This is a genomic window from Shewanella sp. VK101, assembly GCF_056497865.1.
The window spans coordinates 2876829-2896152 of record NZ_CM151402.1 but is presented as its reverse complement, the minus strand read 5'-3'; the positions used below and the strand labels follow the sequence as shown (position 1 = coordinate 2896152).

Annotated in this window: 22 protein-coding genes; 4 read left to right on the top strand and 18 right to left on the bottom strand. The window is 55.0% G+C overall.

The genetic code is table 11. The features are described from left to right. Positions 1 to 56: 56 nt before the first annotated feature. From ACSHSR_RS13025 to ACSHSR_RS13005, 5 genes are read right to left on the bottom strand one after another with little or no spacing between them, the layout of a single operon-like run. Entirely contained in the window at positions 57 to 2213 is a 2157-nt protein-coding gene (locus ACSHSR_RS13025) for a TonB-dependent siderophore receptor (protein ID WP_479630817.1), read from the bottom strand. A 34-nt stretch (positions 2214 to 2247) separates the two neighbouring features. Further along, complete coding sequence (locus ACSHSR_RS13020; protein ID WP_479630816.1) at positions 2248 to 4140, bottom strand: IucA/IucC family protein; 1893 nt, start codon at positions 4138 to 4140, stop codon at positions 2248 to 2250. Continuing rightward, a complete protein-coding gene (locus ACSHSR_RS13015) occupies positions 4137 to 4754 on the bottom strand; it encodes a GNAT family N-acetyltransferase (RefSeq protein WP_096141290.1) in 618 nt (205 codons plus the stop codon). The genes ACSHSR_RS13020 and ACSHSR_RS13015 overlap by 4 nt, the downstream gene beginning before the upstream one ends. Further along, a complete protein-coding gene (locus tag ACSHSR_RS13010; protein WP_479630815.1) occupies positions 4754 to 6100 on the bottom strand; it encodes a lysine N(6)-hydroxylase/L-ornithine N(5)-oxygenase family protein in 1347 nt (448 codons plus the stop codon). Before ACSHSR_RS13010 ends, ACSHSR_RS13015 begins: the two co-directional genes overlap by 1 nt. Before the next feature lie 10 nt (positions 6101 to 6110). After that, positions 6111 to 7679: a pyridoxal phosphate-dependent decarboxylase family protein gene (locus ACSHSR_RS13005; protein WP_479630814.1), complete on the bottom strand. Its 1569-nt coding sequence runs from the start codon at positions 7677 to 7679 to the stop codon at positions 6111 to 6113. Positions 7680 to 8185: 506 nt separating this feature from the next. Between ACSHSR_RS13005 and ACSHSR_RS13000 the strand changes: the two genes are divergently transcribed. From ACSHSR_RS13000 to ACSHSR_RS12985, 4 genes are read left to right on the top strand one after another with little or no spacing between them, the layout of a single operon-like run. Further along, positions 8186 to 8974, top strand: a complete 789-nt coding sequence (locus ACSHSR_RS13000; RefSeq protein ID WP_301561380.1) for a TetR/AcrR family transcriptional regulator — start codon at positions 8186 to 8188, stop codon at positions 8972 to 8974. Beyond that, positions 8971 to 9915: an HlyD family secretion protein gene (locus tag ACSHSR_RS12995; RefSeq protein WP_208221603.1), complete on the top strand. Its 945-nt coding sequence runs from the start codon at positions 8971 to 8973 to the stop codon at positions 9913 to 9915. The genes ACSHSR_RS13000 and ACSHSR_RS12995 overlap by 4 nt, the downstream gene beginning before the upstream one ends. After that, a complete protein-coding gene (locus ACSHSR_RS12990; protein WP_208157652.1) occupies positions 9912 to 10871 on the top strand; it encodes an ABC transporter ATP-binding protein in 960 nt (319 codons plus the stop codon). Before ACSHSR_RS12995 ends, ACSHSR_RS12990 begins: the two co-directional genes overlap by 4 nt. After that, positions 10861 to 11991, top strand: a complete 1131-nt coding sequence (locus tag ACSHSR_RS12985) for an ABC transporter permease (protein ID WP_156019894.1) — start codon at positions 10861 to 10863, stop codon at positions 11989 to 11991. The genes ACSHSR_RS12990 and ACSHSR_RS12985 overlap by 11 nt, the downstream gene beginning before the upstream one ends. Before the next feature lie 10 nt (positions 11992 to 12001). Here the strand turns inward: ACSHSR_RS12985 and map are convergent, their stop codons facing one another. The 13 genes from map to ACSHSR_RS12920 all read right to left on the bottom strand — a co-directional run bounded on the left by map (position 12002) and on the right by ACSHSR_RS12920 (position 19303). Then, a complete protein-coding gene (gene map, locus ACSHSR_RS12980) occupies positions 12002 to 12784 on the bottom strand; it encodes a type I methionyl aminopeptidase (protein ID WP_208157653.1) in 783 nt (260 codons plus the stop codon). Next, positions 12777 to 12983 (bottom strand): ParD-like family protein, encoded by a 207-nt coding sequence (locus tag ACSHSR_RS12975; RefSeq protein WP_025886768.1) that lies wholly within the window; start codon positions 12981 to 12983, stop codon positions 12777 to 12779. Before ACSHSR_RS12975 ends, map begins: the two co-directional genes overlap by 8 nt. A 358-nt stretch (positions 12984 to 13341) precedes the next feature. After that, positions 13342 to 14193 carry a sulfurtransferase gene (locus ACSHSR_RS12970; RefSeq protein ID WP_109247625.1) on the bottom strand — a complete coding sequence of 284 codons (852 nt, stop codon included), beginning with the start codon at positions 14191 to 14193 and terminating at the stop codon, positions 13342 to 13344. Between the two features lie 121 nt (positions 14194 to 14314). Beyond that, positions 14315 to 15004 (bottom strand): DJ-1/PfpI family protein, encoded by a 690-nt coding sequence (locus ACSHSR_RS12965; RefSeq protein ID WP_025886769.1) that lies wholly within the window; start codon positions 15002 to 15004, stop codon positions 14315 to 14317. A 76-nt stretch (positions 15005 to 15080) separates the two neighbouring features. After that, on the bottom strand, positions 15081 to 15539 hold the full coding sequence (locus ACSHSR_RS12960; RefSeq protein WP_025010679.1) for a hypothetical protein: 459 nt from the start codon (positions 15537 to 15539) through the stop codon (positions 15081 to 15083). 3 nt (positions 15540 to 15542) lie between these two features. Further along, positions 15543 to 16334, bottom strand: a complete 792-nt coding sequence (locus ACSHSR_RS12955; protein ID WP_208157654.1) for a hypothetical protein — start codon at positions 16332 to 16334, stop codon at positions 15543 to 15545. 7 nt (positions 16335 to 16341) lie between these two features. Next, positions 16342 to 16791: a GNAT family N-acetyltransferase gene (locus tag ACSHSR_RS12950; protein ID WP_107111316.1), complete on the bottom strand. Its 450-nt coding sequence runs from the start codon at positions 16789 to 16791 to the stop codon at positions 16342 to 16344. 155 nt (positions 16792 to 16946) lie between these two features. After that, positions 16947 to 17165 carry a DUF6500 family protein gene (locus tag ACSHSR_RS12945; protein WP_028780256.1) on the bottom strand — a complete coding sequence of 73 codons (219 nt, stop codon included), beginning with the start codon at positions 17163 to 17165 and terminating at the stop codon, positions 16947 to 16949. Positions 17166 to 17197: 32 nt separating this feature from the next. Further along, positions 17198 to 17560: an MmcQ/YjbR family DNA-binding protein gene (locus ACSHSR_RS12940; protein WP_025886772.1), complete on the bottom strand. Its 363-nt coding sequence runs from the start codon at positions 17558 to 17560 to the stop codon at positions 17198 to 17200. 42 nt (positions 17561 to 17602) lie between these two features. Then, positions 17603 to 17953: a hypothetical protein gene (locus tag ACSHSR_RS12935; protein ID WP_187575637.1), complete on the bottom strand. Its 351-nt coding sequence runs from the start codon at positions 17951 to 17953 to the stop codon at positions 17603 to 17605. Between the two features lie 83 nt (positions 17954 to 18036). Beyond that, entirely contained in the window at positions 18037 to 18369 is a 333-nt protein-coding gene (locus ACSHSR_RS12930) for a GNAT family N-acetyltransferase (RefSeq protein ID WP_311043381.1), read from the bottom strand. Between the two features lie 177 nt (positions 18370 to 18546). Beyond that, positions 18547 to 19074 carry a hypothetical protein gene (locus ACSHSR_RS12925; RefSeq protein ID WP_221051364.1) on the bottom strand — a complete coding sequence of 176 codons (528 nt, stop codon included), beginning with the start codon at positions 19072 to 19074 and terminating at the stop codon, positions 18547 to 18549. Between the two features lie 76 nt (positions 19075 to 19150). Further along, positions 19151 to 19303 (bottom strand): hypothetical protein, encoded by a 153-nt coding sequence (locus ACSHSR_RS12920; protein ID WP_201314576.1) that lies wholly within the window; start codon positions 19301 to 19303, stop codon positions 19151 to 19153. Positions 19304 to 19324 lie beyond the last annotated feature (21 nt).

Genomic DNA, 19324 nt, shown 5'->3' with positions numbered 1-19324 from the left:
TCGCCCCGCAGTGCGGGGCGCTCCTTATGATGGATAATTTCACGGCATAACGCGGCTCAGAAACGGTAGTCCAGGGTGACGCTGAAGTTACGCGGCGCGCCGTACTGGTATTGGTCATAGAAGCCGAGCTGGCTGTAATAACTCTTGTCGAGCGCGTTATCCAGATTGGCCCTCAGGCTCAATTGTTCATTGAACTTGTATCTCGCCATCAACTTCACCAGGGCATAGCTGCCTTGTTCCACTTCAACCTTTTTCCCGTCCGGTTTTGAGACTTGGCTATAGATGCGGCTCTGCCAGTTGACTCCGGCGCCCAGCTGCAATCCGTGAAGCCAGCCATCAAATTCATAAGTGGTAAAGAGTTTGAGCTGCCGCTCCGGGTTGGTGGTGTTGATCTTTTGCCCTTGGGGATTTTCGGTATCAAACTGGGTGTAGCCCAGGTAAAGATCCCAGTTGTCATTGATGGAGCCGTTGACCTCAAACTCGAAACCCCGGGTCTTGGTGCCGTCGACACTGAGATAAATAGGGATAGTGCTGTTGGGCAGGCTTTCGCCGGTTCGCTCACCAACATTGTCCTGACGGATCTCAAAGGCGGCCAGTGACAAGTCCAGCGCCTCATCGAACAGGCTGGCCTTGATCCCGGCCTCATAGTTGCTGCCCTTGATGGGGTCCAGGTAACGGCCATCGGCCTGAACCTTATTTTGCGGAGTAAAAATGTCCGTGTAGTTGGCATAAAGGGCATATTCATCGCTCAGGGCATAGGTCAGTCCCAGGTAGCCGGTGAACTCACCATCGACCTTATAGTCGTGTTTGGCACCAAAGTTATCCTGATCTGTCTCCCAGTTATCCAGGCGGCCACCGAGCACCATGGACAGGGCATCGGTCAGCTCAAGTTGGGAAGCGACATAGACAGATTGTTGCTTGGTTTCACCCCAGGAGCCGTAGAGCACCTTGTCGCTCCATTGCGGCTTTGGGTAATCAAAGCCGGGTTGGCGGAAGTCTCCCAGAGGTGGCCTGGCGCCGAGTGCGCCATAGTAGGGGTTGGCAAAATCCTGTTTTTGTTGATTGGCACCGGCCACCAGTTGATGGTTGCGGCCAAAGGCATTGAAATTGCCGGACAGCTTGAGATCAAAGGTGTGCTGAGTGCGACTGCCGTCGATAAAGGCCAAAGAGCCGGGGACCATGCCTTCATTGGTGACGGGATCCGGATTTTTCATGGGCCAGAGCACATCAAACTCCAGGCTGTTGTCGCCATAGATATAGCTGCCTTTAAGGGTCCAGTCTGAACTGAAATGATGCTCCAGAGTCACAAAGCTGTTGAGCGCATCTGTCTTGGCGGAGGCCCAACTGGGGGCGGTGGATACATGGCGGTCGTAATTGGTGCGGTTGCCATCACTGTCAAACAGCGGCAAGCCGCCGGACATGGTGCCTTCCGGCCTGGTATGCTGGAAATCACTGCCCAGGGTCAGCAGAGTATTGGCTCCTAAATCAGCCTCCAGGATGCCATACAGGGTTTGCCGCTGCTGCTCATATCTGTGTTGCCAGTTCTCCCTGTCCTGATAGGCCAGCACCACCCGGCCACGGATGCTGGCATCCTGATTGAGGCCACCGGAGAGATCGACCACACCGCGCAGCATGTCCCAGGAGCCGCTGCTCAGGCTGACGCTGCCTTGAAACTCGGCAGTGGGCCGTTTTCGCACCAAATTGATGGCGGCGGAAGGGCTACCGGCACCCAGCATCAAGCCGGTGGCACCGCGTACCACTTCGATGCGTTCGTAAAGGGCGCTGTCCATCAGGTTGTCGCCATAGTTGAAACGGGTGTCATAGGTGGTTGCCACACCATCATAGAGAATGCTGCTGACCGAGATCCCGCGGGCGCTGATGGAGTATCTGTCGTTGTCCGAAGGGCGGGCGTTGATCCCGGCGACACTGGTCATGACATCAATGACAGAGTTGAGCTGCTGATCTTCAATGGCCTTGGCGGTGACGGCTGTGACAGACTGCGGCGTTTCGAGAAACGACAGCTTCATGCCGGTGGCCGTGCTCATGTCGCTCGCCTTGTAGCTTGCGGTTTTGTCTTTGGCACCGACGATTGTCAGTACCTCCATCTCTTTCTCATGGGCCTCACTCTTGTCGGCGGCGAACGCCGGGGCGCTCAATAGCACAGAGCAGAGAAGGGCGATGGGAGTCGGTTTGAAGCCATTAAGGGTTTGCATATTAATATCCATTTCCTGTTACTTCCTGGAAGGGTTATAAGGCCGGGTCTGCAAGACGCTCGGTCTGGGTTGATGTAATGCCAAAGCTGTGGCTGGCGGCAAAGGGGTGCAGCGGATTGTCGATATCGCCGGCAAAGCGCAGGTTCTTCTCCCTGTCTTCGAGATCTATCATCTGCTGGTTGTTATTGAGTTTGATCCGGTTCAGGCAGGTACGGACAAAGGTCGGCTGGAACAGATCGTAGCGGCGATACTTATCGGCAAACTGGGGGTGGGAGGCCTGATAATCACGGACCTTTCCAGCCACCAGAGCCCAGAATCCCTGTTCACTCAGGCTGGTGTGGCTATCGAGCAGCGGCGCCATAAAGCGGAAGATACAGTCGAAAATATCCAGCAGTATGTAGTTGAGTTTCATCTCCTCTTCGAGTGAGACCGCCAGTTGCGCCACTCGTCCCGGCAGCGGCGCACTGCCGTTGAGAATTGCGACTTCTTCGCCTATGTCCTTCATCAGTATGGTGACAGGCACCTTGTCATCCAGCACCAGAATAAGGTTCTCGCCATGGGGCATAAACACCAGATCGTAGGCAAAGAAGGCGTGCAGCAAGGGGGTAAGGTAGAGATCCAGCAGCCGGCTCATCCAGTCGTGGGCGCTCAGGGGGGATGCTTTAATAAGCGCCGCCAGCAGGCTCTGCTGCTGATTGTCCTGGTGCAGCAGGGCCGCCAGGGTCATCAGTTGCTGTCCGGGTTTTACCAAAGGCTCGCCCTGGAAACTGAGAGCATAAGGGCTTTCACGCCACAGTGCCGAGAGCATCTTCTTGTAGGGGGTGTCTTTCTCCAGCGCCTGCTCATAGTATCTGTGGTGATAGCCTATGGCGGCGATTTCCCTGAGCAGCACAAATCTTTGATTGGCAAAGAAAGGGTCGCTGTCGATAAGCTCGGCGACAAAGGCATTGATCTCCGGGGTTCGGCTCATGTAGTAGGGCGATAAACCCCGCATAAAGCCCATATTGAGAATCGACAGCGCCGTCTTCACGTAACAGCGCTTGGGTTGGCTCAGGTTGAAGAAGGTGCGGATGGATTGCTGCACCTGATATTCATCACGGCCTTGTCCCAGGTGAATGAGGCGGTCACGGGCCAGATCGGCGGCAAATATGCGGCTGATCTTTTCGCGCCACTGCCATGGATGAACGGGCATCAGAAAATAATCGTCCGGGTTTTTGCCCTGTTGCCGGATCTTCTGCTCAAATCTGAGCAACAAAGCATCGCCCAACTCATCTTGCAGCAGTTGGCGATAGTCGAGCCCGGCTATCAGCGCCAGGCTGGTATGTTCACTGCTGACCGCCAGCCACTCGAGTTGCAACGGTTGGCCGCTCTCCGGCGTAAAGGCCCTCCAGTCATCGACATCAAAACCTATGCGGCCGTTGTTGGCGACAAACACAGGATGGCCTTCGGTCATGGCCGCTTCTATCTGCTGATAGTCGCAATCCACCAGCTCCTGCACCGGCTTTGCCTGCCACAGAAGTTTGAAGGCCTTGCTGTAGAGGGTGCTGGTGATCTCTTCAAGATAAGTGGGCAGCAATGCATCGCTTATGCCGAGTCTCTCCTTGAGGGCGATGATAAGCAGCATGGCGTCCGGCTGTTGCTGCTCGCCATCTTTGAAACACTCGATGGAATCCGGCGCTATCTGCAGGTGATCCAGCTGATAACGGCGACCGCTGAAGCGGTAGCAGAGCTGACCATCCCGGGTATCCAGCTTGAGCTGCCAACAGGCCTCTTGCTCTGCCTCTGCTGGCAATAACAGCTCTGGCGCTATTAGCTTTTCATGACTGAATTCACTGAGAATTTTCGCCAGCAGATGGCGGCTCGCCTGGTTCCAGATGGCAGGCGTCAGATGGCTGAGACGGGTCTGTTCGATAATGGATGCTGTCATTGTGTGGCTCCTGTTGCCAGTGCGGCACTGAACCCAGGCAGGGTGCAAAAACCCAGCATGGCTTGTTTGTTTTCGAGTTGAATGGCGTGGCTGTAGCAGATGCCTACCGCACGGTTCAGCGGGTGAATCTTTTGGTTGTTGATATCCGGCTCTACCACCAGGCGGGCAAAGCCCAGATGCTGCAGTATCAGAGACACCACAGCAGTGATGGCCTGGCGGCTGAAACCGCGCTGCGGCTTAGTGGGAGGAGCCAGCAGCAAATGCATGCCGCAATCGCCGTGTTGGCAGTCAAAGTGTTTGCCCACTTCATCAAAGCGGGGATCGTACAGCTCGGTATAGAGCACAGGCTCTGCGTCGCGATAGGCCATCAGGCCAAACTTATCTGCAGTGGGGGCGAGCTCAACGCGGCGCTCGGTGGGCGTTAAGGATTGCATACCCCAGAAGGCGGCATAGTCGCGGCCGAGCCAGTCGCTCAGGGTGTCAAAGTGCTCGCTTTCCCGATAGGCACAAAAATCAAAGTCGTTGACCTTGAGGCGCTTGCCCGGCGCAAAGCCGTATCTGGCGCTGAAGCCGGCTGTGTCGGCAGCCGGATTAACTGCTGTTTGAGAGGCCATCAGCTGGCCTCCCGCTGCAAAGCTTGATTGCTGCTTTGCCGGCGTTTGGGCGCACTGGTGTCTTGCTTGGGAATACCAAAGCTCTGGAAGGCAATTTGTTGCTCTATCTCGTAAGGTGCTTTGCCCAGGATCTGCCGCAATATGGTGGCGTTGCGATAGCAGCCCATTCCCAGATCCGGCGAACACAGCCCGTGGGTGTGCAGCCCCAGGTTCTGAACAAAAATTCGCCCGGCCTTGTCTATGTGATAATGACGCTGGACATCGGGATCGCCCTTTTGATCGAACAGCAGCTGCAAGTGGAGCGGCTCGAGAAAGTCCGGCAATTGGTAGCAGTAGCCGGTGGCCATCACCAGTGCCGAACTGGTCAGCTCGAACTCCTGTTCAAGCTCTGTATGTCTGCAACCCAGCAGCAGTTGCTGTCCGTCGCTGTGAACGCTTTGCAGTGCCGTGTTGGTCAGCAGCTGTACATCAAAGTCACAGTGCAGGCGTTTTTGGTAAAGCAGATCATAGATGCTGTTGATCAGATCGGCGTTGATCCCCTTATAGAGGCTCTTCTGTGAGCCGATAAGTTCGCGGCGCTGCGCCTCGGGCAGGGCGTGGAAATAGTCGATATATTCCGGCGAGGTCATCTCCAGAGTCAGCTTGGTGTACTCAAGCGGGAAGAATCTTGGCGAGCGGGTGAGCCAGCGCAGGCGATAACCGTATTTGTCGATATCCAGCAGCAGATCTTCGAAGATCTCTGCCGCGCTTTGGCCACTGCCGACTATGGTGATGTCATTTTGGCTCTGCAGCGCCTGTTTACGGTGCAGATAGTTGGCCGAGTGCAGTACTCGCTTGTCGGCGCCGGGGCAGAAGTGGGGCATCCAGGGTTGGGTACCGGTTCCCAGCACCAGGTGACGGGCGCGCAGGCTCTGCTCTTGGCCACTGATTCTGTCCTGCCCTTTGACCAGATAGGTGTCGGTTTCGGCATCGAAACTGACCCGGGTGACCTTGAAATTGAATTTAAGGTTACTCAGCTCGGCGCAGACCCATTGGCAGTAGAGATTATATTCCTGCCGCGGCAGGAAGAAGCTTTCGCGAATATAGAAACTGTAGAGTCGGCCGGTTTGTTTGGCGAAGTTCAAATAGCTGTAGCGGCTGGTGGGATCGGCCATGGTCACCAGATCCGACATGACAGGGGTCTGCAATCTGGACGATTCCAGCAACATGCCGGGATGCCAGTCGAAACCGGCGCCGGCATCGACAAACAGACACTCAAGACCGTCAAGCGGCTCGGCTAGGGCCGCCAGGCTCAGGTTAAAGGGGCCTATCCCTATGCCCAGGATATCGTAGACTTTGGTTTGCATCAGTTCCTCCTCAGGCGCTGCAAAGCGCGCTGGTCTTGTAGTGACGGGCCTGCTCGCGACCGATTTTGCAGATGTCGGTTAATACGGCTTCGATATCCTCGAGACGGGTGTGAGGGTTGAGCAGGGTAAACTTGAGATATTGGCTGCCGGCCACCTTGGTCGCTGCAATCATGGCGCGGCCTTCACGGGCCAGACGGGCACGGATATGGCGATTGCATTCATCCAATTCGGCGCTGCCGAGTGCCGGGTCGTTGAAGCGAAACACCAGGGTAGTCAGCGACGGGCGCTGCGCCGTCTGCAACTCGGGGAAACGGCTAAAGCTTTCATAAAGCTCGGCTGTGGTGGCAATCAGGGTGTCGAACATTTCGCCTATGGCATCCGGCCCGGCGGCTCTCAGGCTCAGCCACAGCTTGAGGGCATCAAACCTGCGTGTGGTTTGCAGGCTCTTGTTGACCAGATCCGGCACTCCGGCCTGGGCCTGGGACTCAGGGTTGAGGTAATCGGCATGGTAGGTGAGGTAACCGAGCACGCCTTTGTCCTTGACCAACAGTGCCGAGCAGCACACGGGCTGGAAGAAGGACTTATGGAAATCCAGGCTGACAGAGTCGGCCAACTCTATGCCTTCGAGGCGTTGGCGCTGAGTGCGTGACAGCAACAAGGCGCCGCCGTAGGCCGCATCCACATGCAGATAACAGCCGAACTTGCGGCAAAGGGCGGCGATGGGCGCTATGGGATCTATGGCGCCAAAGTCAGTGGTCCCTGCGGTAGCGACCACGGCGATGGGGATCAGTCCTGCCGCTTTGAGCTGCCGGAGTTTGCCCGCCAGCGCCTTGGGATCCATGCGCCGATTGGCATCACAACCGACACTCACCACCGCCTCGTGTCCCAACCCTAAAAGTGCGGCTGCCTTTTGAATGCTGAAATGGCTGAATTCAGAGCAGAGAATGCGGTAGCGGCGGGCATTGGCAGCCAGGCCGGCCAGAACATTGCCTCTGTGACCCGGCTCAAGGCTGCCGGCCAACTCTCTGGCAAGCAGCAGCGCCATCAGGTTGGACTGGGTGCCGCCGGTAGTGAAGACACCGTCGGCAAATCCTTGATATCCCACGCGCTCGCAGGCCCAGTCGATAACCTTCTGTTCAATCAGAGTCCCGCCGGCGCTCTGATCCCAGGTTTCCACCGCAGTATTGATGGCAGAACTCAACTGCTCGGCCAACAAGGATGTGAGCATTACAGGGCAGTTGAGGTGGGCCAGATAATCAGGGTGTTGGAAGTAGATGGCGTGGCTGAGATAGAGCTTGTCCAGTTCGGCCAGAACTTGCTTCATGTCCCCGAGGGGACGGTCGAGATTGATATCGGAAAATGCGCTTTGCAGCTCTTCGGGGCGAATGCCACTGCTGGGGCCATCCAGCCGTTCAAGGCGGTGTTTCAGGGTATCCATGCCCAGTAGCATCAAGCGGGAGTAGTGGTGTTCGGGTGCGATACCAAAGAGTTCAGTGTGGGGAGCGAACGGCAGGTGGCCGGCGGCATCATAGCTCGGGTCATTGCTCGCCTGTTCAGGCTCCATGCTGGGGTGTGTCACTTTTGCCTCCTTTGCGACTGACATGAGGTCAGTCATCAATGACAAGTCACCCAGGGACAGGAACTACTTCGGCCTTTCCCTGGGCCATTCCTTTTTTGCTGTCATCCGTTTCTCAACGACAGCGGCGACAAATTAGCATGCACTCAAATACAAATGCAAATGATTCTCAATTGATTTGTGTAAAGATGTAACTGGTCTGATTAGAAGCCTGTACCGATAACCATAAATTGGTCGGATAAAGACGGCATTTACAGCATTGGGAGCGACTGATTTGAGAGTGGCTGAGTTGAGAGCGATTTGCTCAAGAGTGACGGAATTCCCATTGGCTCCGTCGGCGGAGAGGTAAAGGACGGGAGTCGAAGACGGTGGAGCAAGCTTGCTCAAATATCCTCTTAACTGGGCCGACTAAATTCCCCAACATAGGCACGAATGGAGAATTAACTCACTGCCATATAAGCACTAAACTGAGTATATTCATCACAAGAGGAATTTTTGAGGAGCAGGGGATGAAAGCCACAGCCGGTCGTCCTAAAGGCCATTCAGGGGCCAGGGATGCTTTGATAGAAGCCGCGCGCAGTTGCTTTACCCTGAAGGGGTATGAGCGGGTTTCCACCCGAGAGTTGGCGCGCAAGGCGGGAGTGGATGCGGCGATGATCCGTTATTACTTCGGCTCCAAGGCAGGCCTGTTTGAGGCCATGGTCAGAGACACAATCGCTCCAGTGCTGGAAGCCTTCAAACATTACAATGCCGCGCAAAGTCATCAATCTGCCAGTGAGGGCTCTGCAAACAGCCCTGAGCCCAGCAATAGCCGCCTTGAGCTTGGTAATAACAGCCTTGAGCCCAGCAAGATGAGTCTTGATTCGAGCAAGAAAAGACCCGAGCCAGGTTTTGGCGGGCCATTTGAGCTGATGCAGGTCTATTACCGCGCCATGGCTGCCAACCCGGCCTTGCCCGGGCTTATCATCCAGGTGTTGAATCACAGAGAAGGCAGTGAAGCCTTCGATGCCCTTGCCAGCGTATTCAGTGACATGCTCAGCCGCTCGAGGCTGTGGATCCGCCAGCTTGGGCAAGATCAAGGCCTTAATCCCAACCTGGACCCTACCTTGGCGCGGCTGAGTTTTGTCAGCCTGATGGTGTTTCCGCTGATCGCCCCGGCCCATCTGATGCGGGATTTCGGTGTCGAATTGAATGAAACCTGGCTCAAACAGCTGGCAGAGCACAATGCCAAAGTCCTGCATCAAGGCTTATTGCGCCAGGATATTGCCGCCACCCCAGGCTGTGAGGAACCCCAATGAACAAGATATCCCTGATACTGACAGCGACACTATTGCTGTTGCAAGCTTGTGGCGACAACGGTGAAAGCCGTGCCATGGGTACACTGGAGCGGGATCGTATCCAGCTTTCAGCCCCCGTTGCCGAGCAAATAGCCGATATCCATGTGGCCGAGGGTGACAAGGTCGAGGCGGGGCAGTTGTTGCTGCAATTGGACAGCCGCAGCGCGGCAGCCAGAGTGGCACAGCGCCGTGCCGAATTGGCTGAGGCCGGCGCCAGGCTCAATGAGCTGCAACAAGGCGCCAGGGTAGAAGAGCGGCGGGCGGCCAGAGCCGCCATAGAGGCGGCAACGGCAGCCGCGACCGAAGCCAGACTCAGATATCAGCGCACCCGCGAGCTGTTTGCCGCCAAAGTGGTGGGGCAGGCGGAGTTGGATGCGGCCATCGCCGAGCGGGATCACACCAAGGCCTTGGTCGAGCAGGCCAATGAACACTGGCTGCAACTGGAAAACGGTACCCGCAGCGAACAACTGGCCCAGGCCGAAGCCAGAGTGGCTGCCGCAGCGGCGGCGCTCAAGGCCGAGGAGAAAGCCTTGGACGACCTCAGTCTCAGGGCGCCGCTGGCATCAGAGGTGGACATATTGCCCTGGAAGAGGGGCGATCGAGTGGCTCAGGGCACTCAACTTGTCGCGCTTTTGGCACTGGATAAACCCTATGCCAGAGTCTATCTGCCGCAAACGGCCATCAGTAAGCTTTCCCGCGGCGACAAGCTGGAGGTCTGGGTCGATGGGGTGGAGCAGCCGCTCAAAGGCACTGTCAGAAATATCCGTTCCCAACCTGCCTTTACTCCGTTTTATGCCCTTAATGAGCGCGATCGTGCCAGATTGATGTATCTGACGGATATCGATGTCGAGGGCGCCGAGTCTCTGCCCTCAGGGCTGGCGCTGGAGGTACGACTGCCATGACTCAGTCAGCTGATGCCGGTGCTTCTTCGGCCATTCAAACTCCCCTGGTCATTGAAGCTCATGGGCTGACCCGGCGCTTTGGTGAGTTGACCGCGGTGGATAATCTCAGTCTCGCCATTCCCCGTGGCAGCATTTACGGCTTTCTCGGCCCCAACGGTTGCGGCAAGTCCACTGCGATTCGGCTGCTTACCGGCCTGTTGTTGCCGGATGCCGGTGAGGTGACCGTATTGGGAAAGCCGCTTGCCGGTAACGAAGAGAGGCTCAAGCAACGTATAGGTTATATGACCCAGAAGTTCTCTCTCTACGATAATCTGTCTGTGCTGGAGAACCTCAGATTTGTTGCCAGTATTTATGGCCTGTTCGGCCGCCGCGGCAAGGCGCGCATCGAAGAGCTACTGCATCTATATAGCTTGGAGGGCAGGGAGTCTCAGTTGGCCGGCTCCATGAGTGGTGGTCAGAAGCAGCGTCTGGCACTGGCCTGCGCCACACTGCACTCCCCCGAGCTGTTGTTTCTCGATGAACCCACCTCGGCGGTCGATCCGGAAAACCGCCGCGAGTTTTGGGAGCGGCTGTTCGATCTCTGCGCCGCCGGGACCACTATTTTGGTGTCAACCCATTACATGGACGAGGCGGAGCGCTGCCATGCATTGGCAATCCTTGAGCGCGGCGCCAAGCGGGCCGATGGCTCCCCGGCCGAACTGATGCAGCAGATGGGCGCCAGCGTGGTGGAAGTGAGCGGTGAGCAGCTCAGGGCGCTCAAGCAGCAGTTGGTGGCCTTGCCTGAGGTTGTTTCTGCCGCTCAGGTAGGCACCCGGCTCAGGGTGTTGGTGCGGCGTGATGCCACAGATCCCATCGCCTTTCTCAGCCCCTATTGCGATGGGCGCAAGCTCGCCATGGCGCGCCCCAGTCTCGAAGATGTGTTTGTATCCTGCACCGGAGGTCGACATGTGGGCTAGGATATTGGCAATCATGCTCAAGGAGCTCAGGCAGCTGTCGCGGGATAGGATGACCTTCGGCATGATAGTGATGATCCCTCTGGTGCAGCTGCTGCTGTTTGGCTACGCCATCAATACCGATGCCAGGCATCTGCCCGCCGGATTGGTGGATATGTCCGCCAGCAGCTACAGCCGGGCCTTGGTGCAGGCGGTAAAGGCCACCCAGGTGGTGGACTTCAAGGCAAAATACGCCTCTATCGAACAGGCCGAGGCGGCCATCACCTCGGGAGAAGTGCGCGCCGTGCTCTATTTGCCGGCGGATCTCAATGCCCGTCTGGTGAATCATCCAGCCTTCGACCGTCGTCAAAGCGACAGCCAGCTTACCCGGCCCGTGGCCCAGTGGCTGGTGGATGGCTCGGATACGGTTATCGCCGCCGCGATTCGTAGCCTGAGAAGCATGCCGCTGGATGAGGTGGCCGGTTTCAGCAGCCAAAACCGGGTGCCAAGCTTTGAGGTGGTGCAGTATTTCAACCCGGAGCAGCGCACTGTGGTTAACATAGTGCCCGGCTTGCTGGCGGTGATTTTGACCATGACAATGATCATGTTCACCTCCGCCGCCATTGTCAGGGAAAGAGAGCAAGGCAATATGGAGTTTCTGATCACCACTCCGGTCAAACCCATGGAGCTGATGGTGGGGAAAATCATCCCCTATGTGCTGGTGGGGCTTATTCAGGTGAGTATTATCCTCAGCGTGGGCCACTTCCTGTTCGGTGTGCCGGTGCGCGGCGGTCTGGACAGCTTGTTGCTGGCCTCTTTGCTGTTTATCTTTGCCAGCCTCAGTCTGGGCCTGGTGATCAGCACCATTGCCAGGACTCAATTGCAGGCGATGCAACTGACGGTATTTATCCTGCTGCCCTCTATTTTGTTGTCAGGTTTTATGTTTCCTTATGAAGCTATGCCAATTGCGGCGCAGTGGATTGCCGAAGCGCTGCCGGCGACCCACTTTATGCGTATGGTGCGCGCCATAGTCCTGCGTGAGGCCGATATTCTGATGTTGGCTAAAGATGCCTTTTGGCTGGGGGCGTTCACCCTGGGAGGCGTGTTGCTCGCTTCATTGAGGTTCCGTAAGCGTTTGGGATGAGCGCTGTGGTTCAGCACTCTTCATCTCTGAGGGTCAACACTTCATAGCCGGTATCTGTCACCAGTATGGTGTGCTCCCACTGGGCCGAGAGTTTTTTATCCCGGGTCACTACTGTCCAGCCATCTTTCTTGGTCTTTATTTTGGCGCCGCCCTGGTTGATCATCGGCTCTATGGTAAAACACATACCGGCTCGCAGTTCCAGGCCGCTGGCAGCGCGGCCATAGTGCAGCACCTGGGGCTCTTCGTGCATCTCGCGCCCTATGCCATGACCACAGTATTCCCTGACCACACTGTAGCCCTGGGATTCGGCATATTGCTGAATCGCATGGCCAATATCCCCGAGGCGGGCACCGGGCCTGACCATCCTGATCCCTCGCAACATGGCTTCATAAGTGGCCTGTACCAGGCGTTTGGCCAAAGGCGATGCCTGTGGCATCAGGTACATCTTGCTGGAGTCGGCAATAAAGCCATCTTTTTCGAGGGTAATATCCAGATTGACAATATCGCTGGCCTTCAGCAACTGCTGCTCCGACGGAACCCCGTGACACACGACTTCATTGACCGAACTGTTGAGCACATAGGCATAGCCGTATTGGCCCTTGCTGGCCGGACGCGCCTTAAGTTCGTTGACGATAAAGTCTTCTACTCTGTCGTTGATGGCCATGGTCGAGATGCCGGGAACAACAAAGTCGTCCAACATGGCAAATACCTTGGCAAGCAGGGCGCCTGAGCGGCGCATCAGCTCGGCTTCAGCTGCAGTTTTTAAATGAATTTTTCTTTTTTGTTCAAGCATTTTGCACTCCAGGTACCTTGATGGCTTCCCGCTGATACAGCTCGGCCATCAGCTCATTAAAACTCCGGTCGGGGTTAAGCTCGGCCAGCATGCCCATCTTGATCCAAAATTCCGCCTGGGCGTTGATGGAGCGCGCCATCAGGCCGCTGGCCTTGCGCAGCTCCTCATGGAGTTCATCGGAGATCTTGATAATTCCCATATACTAAAAATACACTTTATATATAAAACATATATGAATCGTATACTTTGTGGCGGTGAAAGAAAAGCATGTTGGTTGAAAGATTGCGGCGCCTTAAGAAAGTGTGGCGTTGTCAGAAAAGGGCTTAAGGCTGTTCTTTAGACAAGCATAAGCAGCCTTAGCTCTATTCGGGAGGGTCAAGCTGATGGGTGGCTATGATGTTAAAAAGCCTGCTTGGGGAAGCAGGCTTGAGATTGAGCTCGAGGGTGAAGCTGAAGCTAGAGAACCGTTTGCGGCTCGTCTTCCGTTGTGCTGAAAGCAAGAGATGGTTCTTAACTACCCTGATTTTTAACCGCTTTGGTTTATACCGGCTTGGGTCTTAACTTGTTGCCAGCGGCAGATGGGCCTTGCTGCCCCAGTCGGCCCAGGAGCCATCGTAGAGTATCAGGGCATCGAGGCGTACCTGATAGGCCGCCAGGATCAAAATACAGGCGGTGATCCCTGAGCCGCAACTGAAGATCAAAGGTTTGCCGCTACGTCTGGCATCCATGGCACCCAGATGCAGAAAAATCTGCTCCAGTGCCGGCTGAGGTTTCAGGCTGTCGCCATCCAGCACTTCGGCAAACGGTAGATTCACGGCGCCGGGAATATGGCCGCTGCGCACGCCTTCTCTGGGCTCGGGACTCTGGCCGAGAAAGCGTGAACTGGCCCTGGCATCCAGTATCATGGCCTGCTTGCCTGCCAGGGTATCCAATACCTGGAGGGCGTTACAGACCTTTTCCGCTTGATATTGCCCACAGGCGTTACCGCGCTGAAACTCGGTCGCCGGCTTGTCGGCACAGGGGCGCTGCTCTTTGAGCCATTTGGGCAGACCGCCGTCGAGAACAAACACCTGCTCAAAGCCCATGACCTTGAAACACCACCAGCCCCGGGGCGATGAGTAGATGCCCTGGTTGTCATAGATGACGACAGTGCTGTCCTGGTCGATGCCAAGCCGCTGCACCAGTTCGGTAAACTGGGCCTGACTCGGAAGGGCGTGTAATTCACTGGACTGCAGATCTGTGCACTCCCGCTCCAGATCCAGCCGCCGGGCACCGGCAATAAAGCAGGGCTCATCGTAGACTATCGTCTCGCGGCCTATCACCTTGTCCATGCTGGCATCCAAAATGACCAACTTGGGATCAGAAAGATGAGCGGCCAACCACTCGCTGCTTACCAGTGCAGATTGCATCTCGACTCCTTAAGCTCGGTAACGGCACCAAGCAATGAAACTTGGCCCAAATTACTGGAGCGCTACGGATTTCTCAAGCTGTTATTGCCACAGAACCTCTATAGGCGATTATTCTCAATAGTTATTGGCATGCGGTTTGGATTGCAGCCTCGGCAGCACTTTGCAGGCTGGCATCAATAATGGCCTCAAACTGTGGCTGTTGTCCGGCGGGCAACAGCTCCCTTAGCATTTCCCGGCGTTTCTCTTCACCGAGCAGGCGTTCGGCCAGCCAGGCACACAGATACATGGCCGACAGGCAGCCACCGGCGGTAGCTATGTTGCCTCTTATCACCAAAGGTTCATCCAGTACTTCGGCACCTGTCTTTTGCAATGCCGTTTTGGCATCCGGATGCGTGGTGGCCGCGCGGCAATCCAGTAACCCCAATCTTTGCAGGATAAAGGAACCGGCGCAGATAGAGCCGAGCAGTTGCTTGTTGGGATCCAACTCAAAAGTATTGATAAAGTCCGGGTCTTGCAGCGCCAGCGGGATCCCCTGTTTGCCGCTGATAAACAGCACGGCATCAGCCTGGTTGGCTTCGCGAATATGGCCCTGCATCTCAATCTCAAGACCCAATGCCGATTTGTGACTTTTGCTGCTGCCGAGCAGCTTGACCTGCCAATCATTCTGGATGCGGCCCACTATGTCCCACATCAAAAACAGATCGATATCGGTAAATTCATCGAAAGCCACTATGGCGATAGTGGGTTTCTTGTCCGCCGCGCTATAGCTGGCGCTCGGAGTTTGGGCGTTTGGTGAAGTATAAACAGACATACAGGCTCCTTGTCTGGTATCAGTTTGACAATTGGGTTCTTCAGGAATGTTATTCAATGCTCATGCAAGCCGGGATTCAGTCTCTGAACTCTTCGTCATAGGCCAGGCCGCTGACATCGGCCAGCTCTTTACCCAGTTCCTGCATTGCGGCCTTGCCCTTACGTCTCAGCAGGGTCACTCTCTGACCATCCTTGAGCATCAAGATCAAGTCCCAGTATCTGGGCTCGCCGAAATGGGGGCAGAGGCAAAATCCGCTGATTTCGGCCAGTGGCACCTTGAGTTGCCCTATGGGGTAGATACTGCGAATACTGTGCACCAGCACACAGGTATCTTTGTCTATCAAGATTTTATGGCGACAGAACAACGCGTGCCAGCCGAGTGTTGCCCCCATGGCCCAACCGAGCAGCAATTCAGGGTTAAGCCCGAAATACACCTGTGCCAAAGTCAGCGCCGCCAGCGGCAGGCCGATTAACCAGGTCCAGCGGCCAAACACCAATTCGGCCCTTTGTGAGGAGTACTTGTTCCAGTGCGCCATGGCTCAGCTCCCCAAGCGTGTCAGTAGCAGTCCGAGCAGGGCAAAAAGCGGCAGCGGAAGTGCCAGTTTCCACATCAGGTGTTGCTCCCAAATGGGCCGGTACTGACTGATGGATTGGCCAGTTTGAGTCGCGGCTTTCAGAGGCTTGGTTTCGGTATGGGGGGATTTTGCGGCCTGGCTCTTGGCCTCCGGCGCCAAGTCGCTTGGAGCTGTGTCAAAGGGCACGGCTTTCAACTCGGGCCAGGCAGTGACTTTTTCATAAACTTCAAGTTCATAGACTTCAAGTTCATTGACTGCGCGCGGGCCGGCGCAGCCGCGCAAAAAGCCTATCAATGCCAGCGCCTCGGCCATATCTGTCAGGGTGTGGCGCTGTCCGAGCAGCACCAGCTGCACCCCATTGGGCGTTTGCGCCAGTGGGGTAATATGAATAGAGAGTTGACTGTAGGGCAGGGTTTTACGGGGCTTGGCTTTTATACGCCACCAGCCGGTGTATTCTTGAATCTCAGCGCTTTTAGGGTCAAACAGCCAACGCCTTCTCACCCCTAAACAGCCAATTGCCAGGGTTAACAACAGCAAGGCCGAGACGGCATGAAATACCTGTGATTTACCTGTCAGCACCACAGCCATTAAACTTGAGGCCGACAGGGGAACCAGCATGATAAAGCCCCAGATTGTAGCCAGGGTTTGCTGTCTGCCAATAAAGTAGGCTCGTCCATCGGCATCCAGCTTTAAGTGCCAACGAGCGCCGCGGGGTAGTGCGCGATATTTTTTGTTTAACTTATCTTCCTTGGACATCAATCAGTTATCCTTTTGCTGAAGTATCAAGCGACAGATGCAAAATAGGGAAGGGCTTACCCATGGCATCGAGTGCCGAGCGGGAGATCTGTTTAAAGCCTTGATGCCGGTAGAATTCGACCGCCTGTGGGTTTTGCTCATTGACATCGACCAAGTTGGCGCCGAGGTCTTCGATGGCATGCTTGAGCAGGGCACTGCCTACGCCTTGGCCGCGAGCCCGGCTGTGAACAAACAGCATCTCTATCTTGTCGTCTGCTACGCCCAGAAAGCCGACAATGGCTTTGGCCTCATCTCGTATACATCTGAGCGTCACCGCCGGGAAGGCCTTATCGAGGATCAGCGGCTTGAAAAAGGCGATATCGGCTTCGCTGATAAAGTCGTGGGTGGCGCGCACTGAATCTTCCCAGACTTGCAGCAGCTCAGCAAAGTCGGCACTGGATGGGGTTTCAATGTTCATATCTTGTGGTTTTCCAATCCGGGGTCGGGTTGTGGTGCTCTTTGAGAGCCAGGCCGAGCAGGATGCGCCCATCTTTACCCGGTGCTTCCTGCAGTTGCATGGTTTATATCCATGGGCTTAATTAGGCTCTGGTTAGCGCTACTCAGCCCCTGAGGTTATTGCCCGGCTTGCACCATTTGCAGAATTTTGCGGGCCTTCTCAAAGTGATCCAGTTTGTGGGTCTGGATCCACCAGGTAGCTGCCTCCATGAGCAACTCGGGATCATCATTCTTGTTGGCAAAGAAGGCATAGAAGGAGACGCCAACATTCTCGCCCTTCTGGGCGATTTTTTGCTGGCAGACATGGATAACTTTTTGTCGCAGGCTGGCACGCATCTCGATTGTTCCCTCAATCTGAAAAGTCATTTTTAGGTGTTTTGCTGTTGCAACTGGGCTTGTTGCGCCTTGGTCAGTTTACTGACAACCAGGGCGTAGGATGCCTCAATCAGGTCACGGAGCATATCCTCGCTGACCTCACCATTCAAGGTTAGCGTGAACCAATGCTGCTTATTCATGTAATAGCCGGGCACTATCGCCTCAAAGCTATCGATCAGTGCCTGCACGTCGGCTGGCTTGGCCTTGAGTGTCACCCTAGGGGGCGTTTCCTGCTCGGCCAGCAGAGCAAACATCTTACCCATGACCTTATAGACTCTGGCCTCAGGACCAAAAGGATAGTCGGCAGTGGCGTTGGGGCATTGCTGTAACAGTTTCTTGAGTTGTGTCAGTGTCATGGCGTTCTCTGTCATTTTGGAGGGAGTATAATAATACCGGCTTCAGTTGACGTTTTGTTGATAACCGAACAGGACAAGTGTATCGGTCCCAAATTGGCAAGGGAGCTGACCTAGGGTTTTCAGTTCCGTGCTCAGCTCTAAAAATAAATCTGTCATCTCGTTTGCTCCCCAAGCCGATATTCTGGCTGGACGTTTTACTTTCAACTTGTCTATCTCGTTGTAGCTGACTGAACATCTTACATAAGTAAAGTGTGTCGCACCCAGCTCAGATAGAATCAGATCGGCGCGTTCGACATCCAGTGGAAAGTCTTCATCCTGCAGGCGTTTGAGCTGTAGATAGACGGGGTACTTGGCCAGAACAGTCAATACCTTGCGCCACTTGGTGTTACTCATGAGTCCGTGCATGGAAACAAGTCTCTAAATTGAACAAGGCGCAAACACGCTCTCAGGAGAAAAGGCGTATTGCAGCCTGGCCTTCAGCCATTGAAGCGTTTACACATAAAATACCTGTCCGGACTGCCGGGAATTCCGCTGACCGAGCCGACAACTTCAAACCCTTGTTTGGCATAAAATGCCGGCGCCTGAAACGACAAAGTATCGAGCTGCGCAGCCAGGCACCCCCGTTTGATTGCCTCTTGCTCGCACAGAGCCATTAAGCGGCTGCCAAGACCTGAACCTCTATGCTCCTTCGCGACCCAAACCACCTCAATCAGCAACTGGCGATAGATGCTGCGGCCACTCACGCCACCAATGAGTTGTCCCTCGGAATCGCGGGCGATTGCGGCCAGAGGTTGGCTAGTTTCGTTTATATAGCTGTGATTATAGGTTCTGAGCTTGTCGATAAGCTCATTTTGCAGGTCATCATCAACTTGCTGAAAAGGTCAATCTGCATACCGATTTCCTTGAGTTGTTGTTGGTTGTTTTGGATCCAGTCTTAATCAAATCAGGGGTTAAGGCTGCTGTCGTTTTATGCTCAAGGCCCAAGCTCAAGGCAGTTGCTCAAGGTTGAGTGTCGCGTTATCTATCAAGGTCAGATATCCCTGCTCTTCGGTCAGTTTGATCAAAACCGACAAGGTGACTTCCCTTAACGGTTCGCTTGTATCAGCAAGGCCCGCGTCGATGGAAAAGCTGTACTCTGTGGGTGTCTCGGTATTTATCAACGCCTGCACTTGCCTGAAACTGCTTATTGCCGTTTCAGAGAGTGTCAATTGGTAATGGTGTTTCATAGGGCTGGTGCTGAACAGTCCCTCGTTTTGGGGGATAATCTCAGTCGATTCCAGTCTGAGCGGGAAACGATAACTGGATATTCCCTTACTGCTATCCAGCTCCAGGGTCAGTTCAGTGGTATCAAGGTCGAGTTTGCCCGGCGCATCGATAAGGATCTGCGATCTGATGACTTGCGGGTTTAATTGAACAAAATCCTGCTCATCGAAGGAGCTTAGACTGAGCATGGTGCCAAGTGGAATATTGGCACAACCGACAATAAAAAAGCTTATCCCAAAAACAGCTAACATCCTTTTTATCATTATTCTTTCCCTGTCCTTTATACAATCAAGTCTGATAGTGAATTTGGATTTGCTGATGAGCATGCTAATCGAGCCATTGCCCGGATTGTTCCAGGATCAACTCGCCATGTTGATTGGTGACGCTAAGCTCGCCAAAGACGGAAACAAAGTAATTGATTGAGTCGTTTTGAAACTCATAGCCCAGGAAGGTGCAGGGGGTAACACCATCATTGCACATAGTGTGTACTGTTCTGCCGGT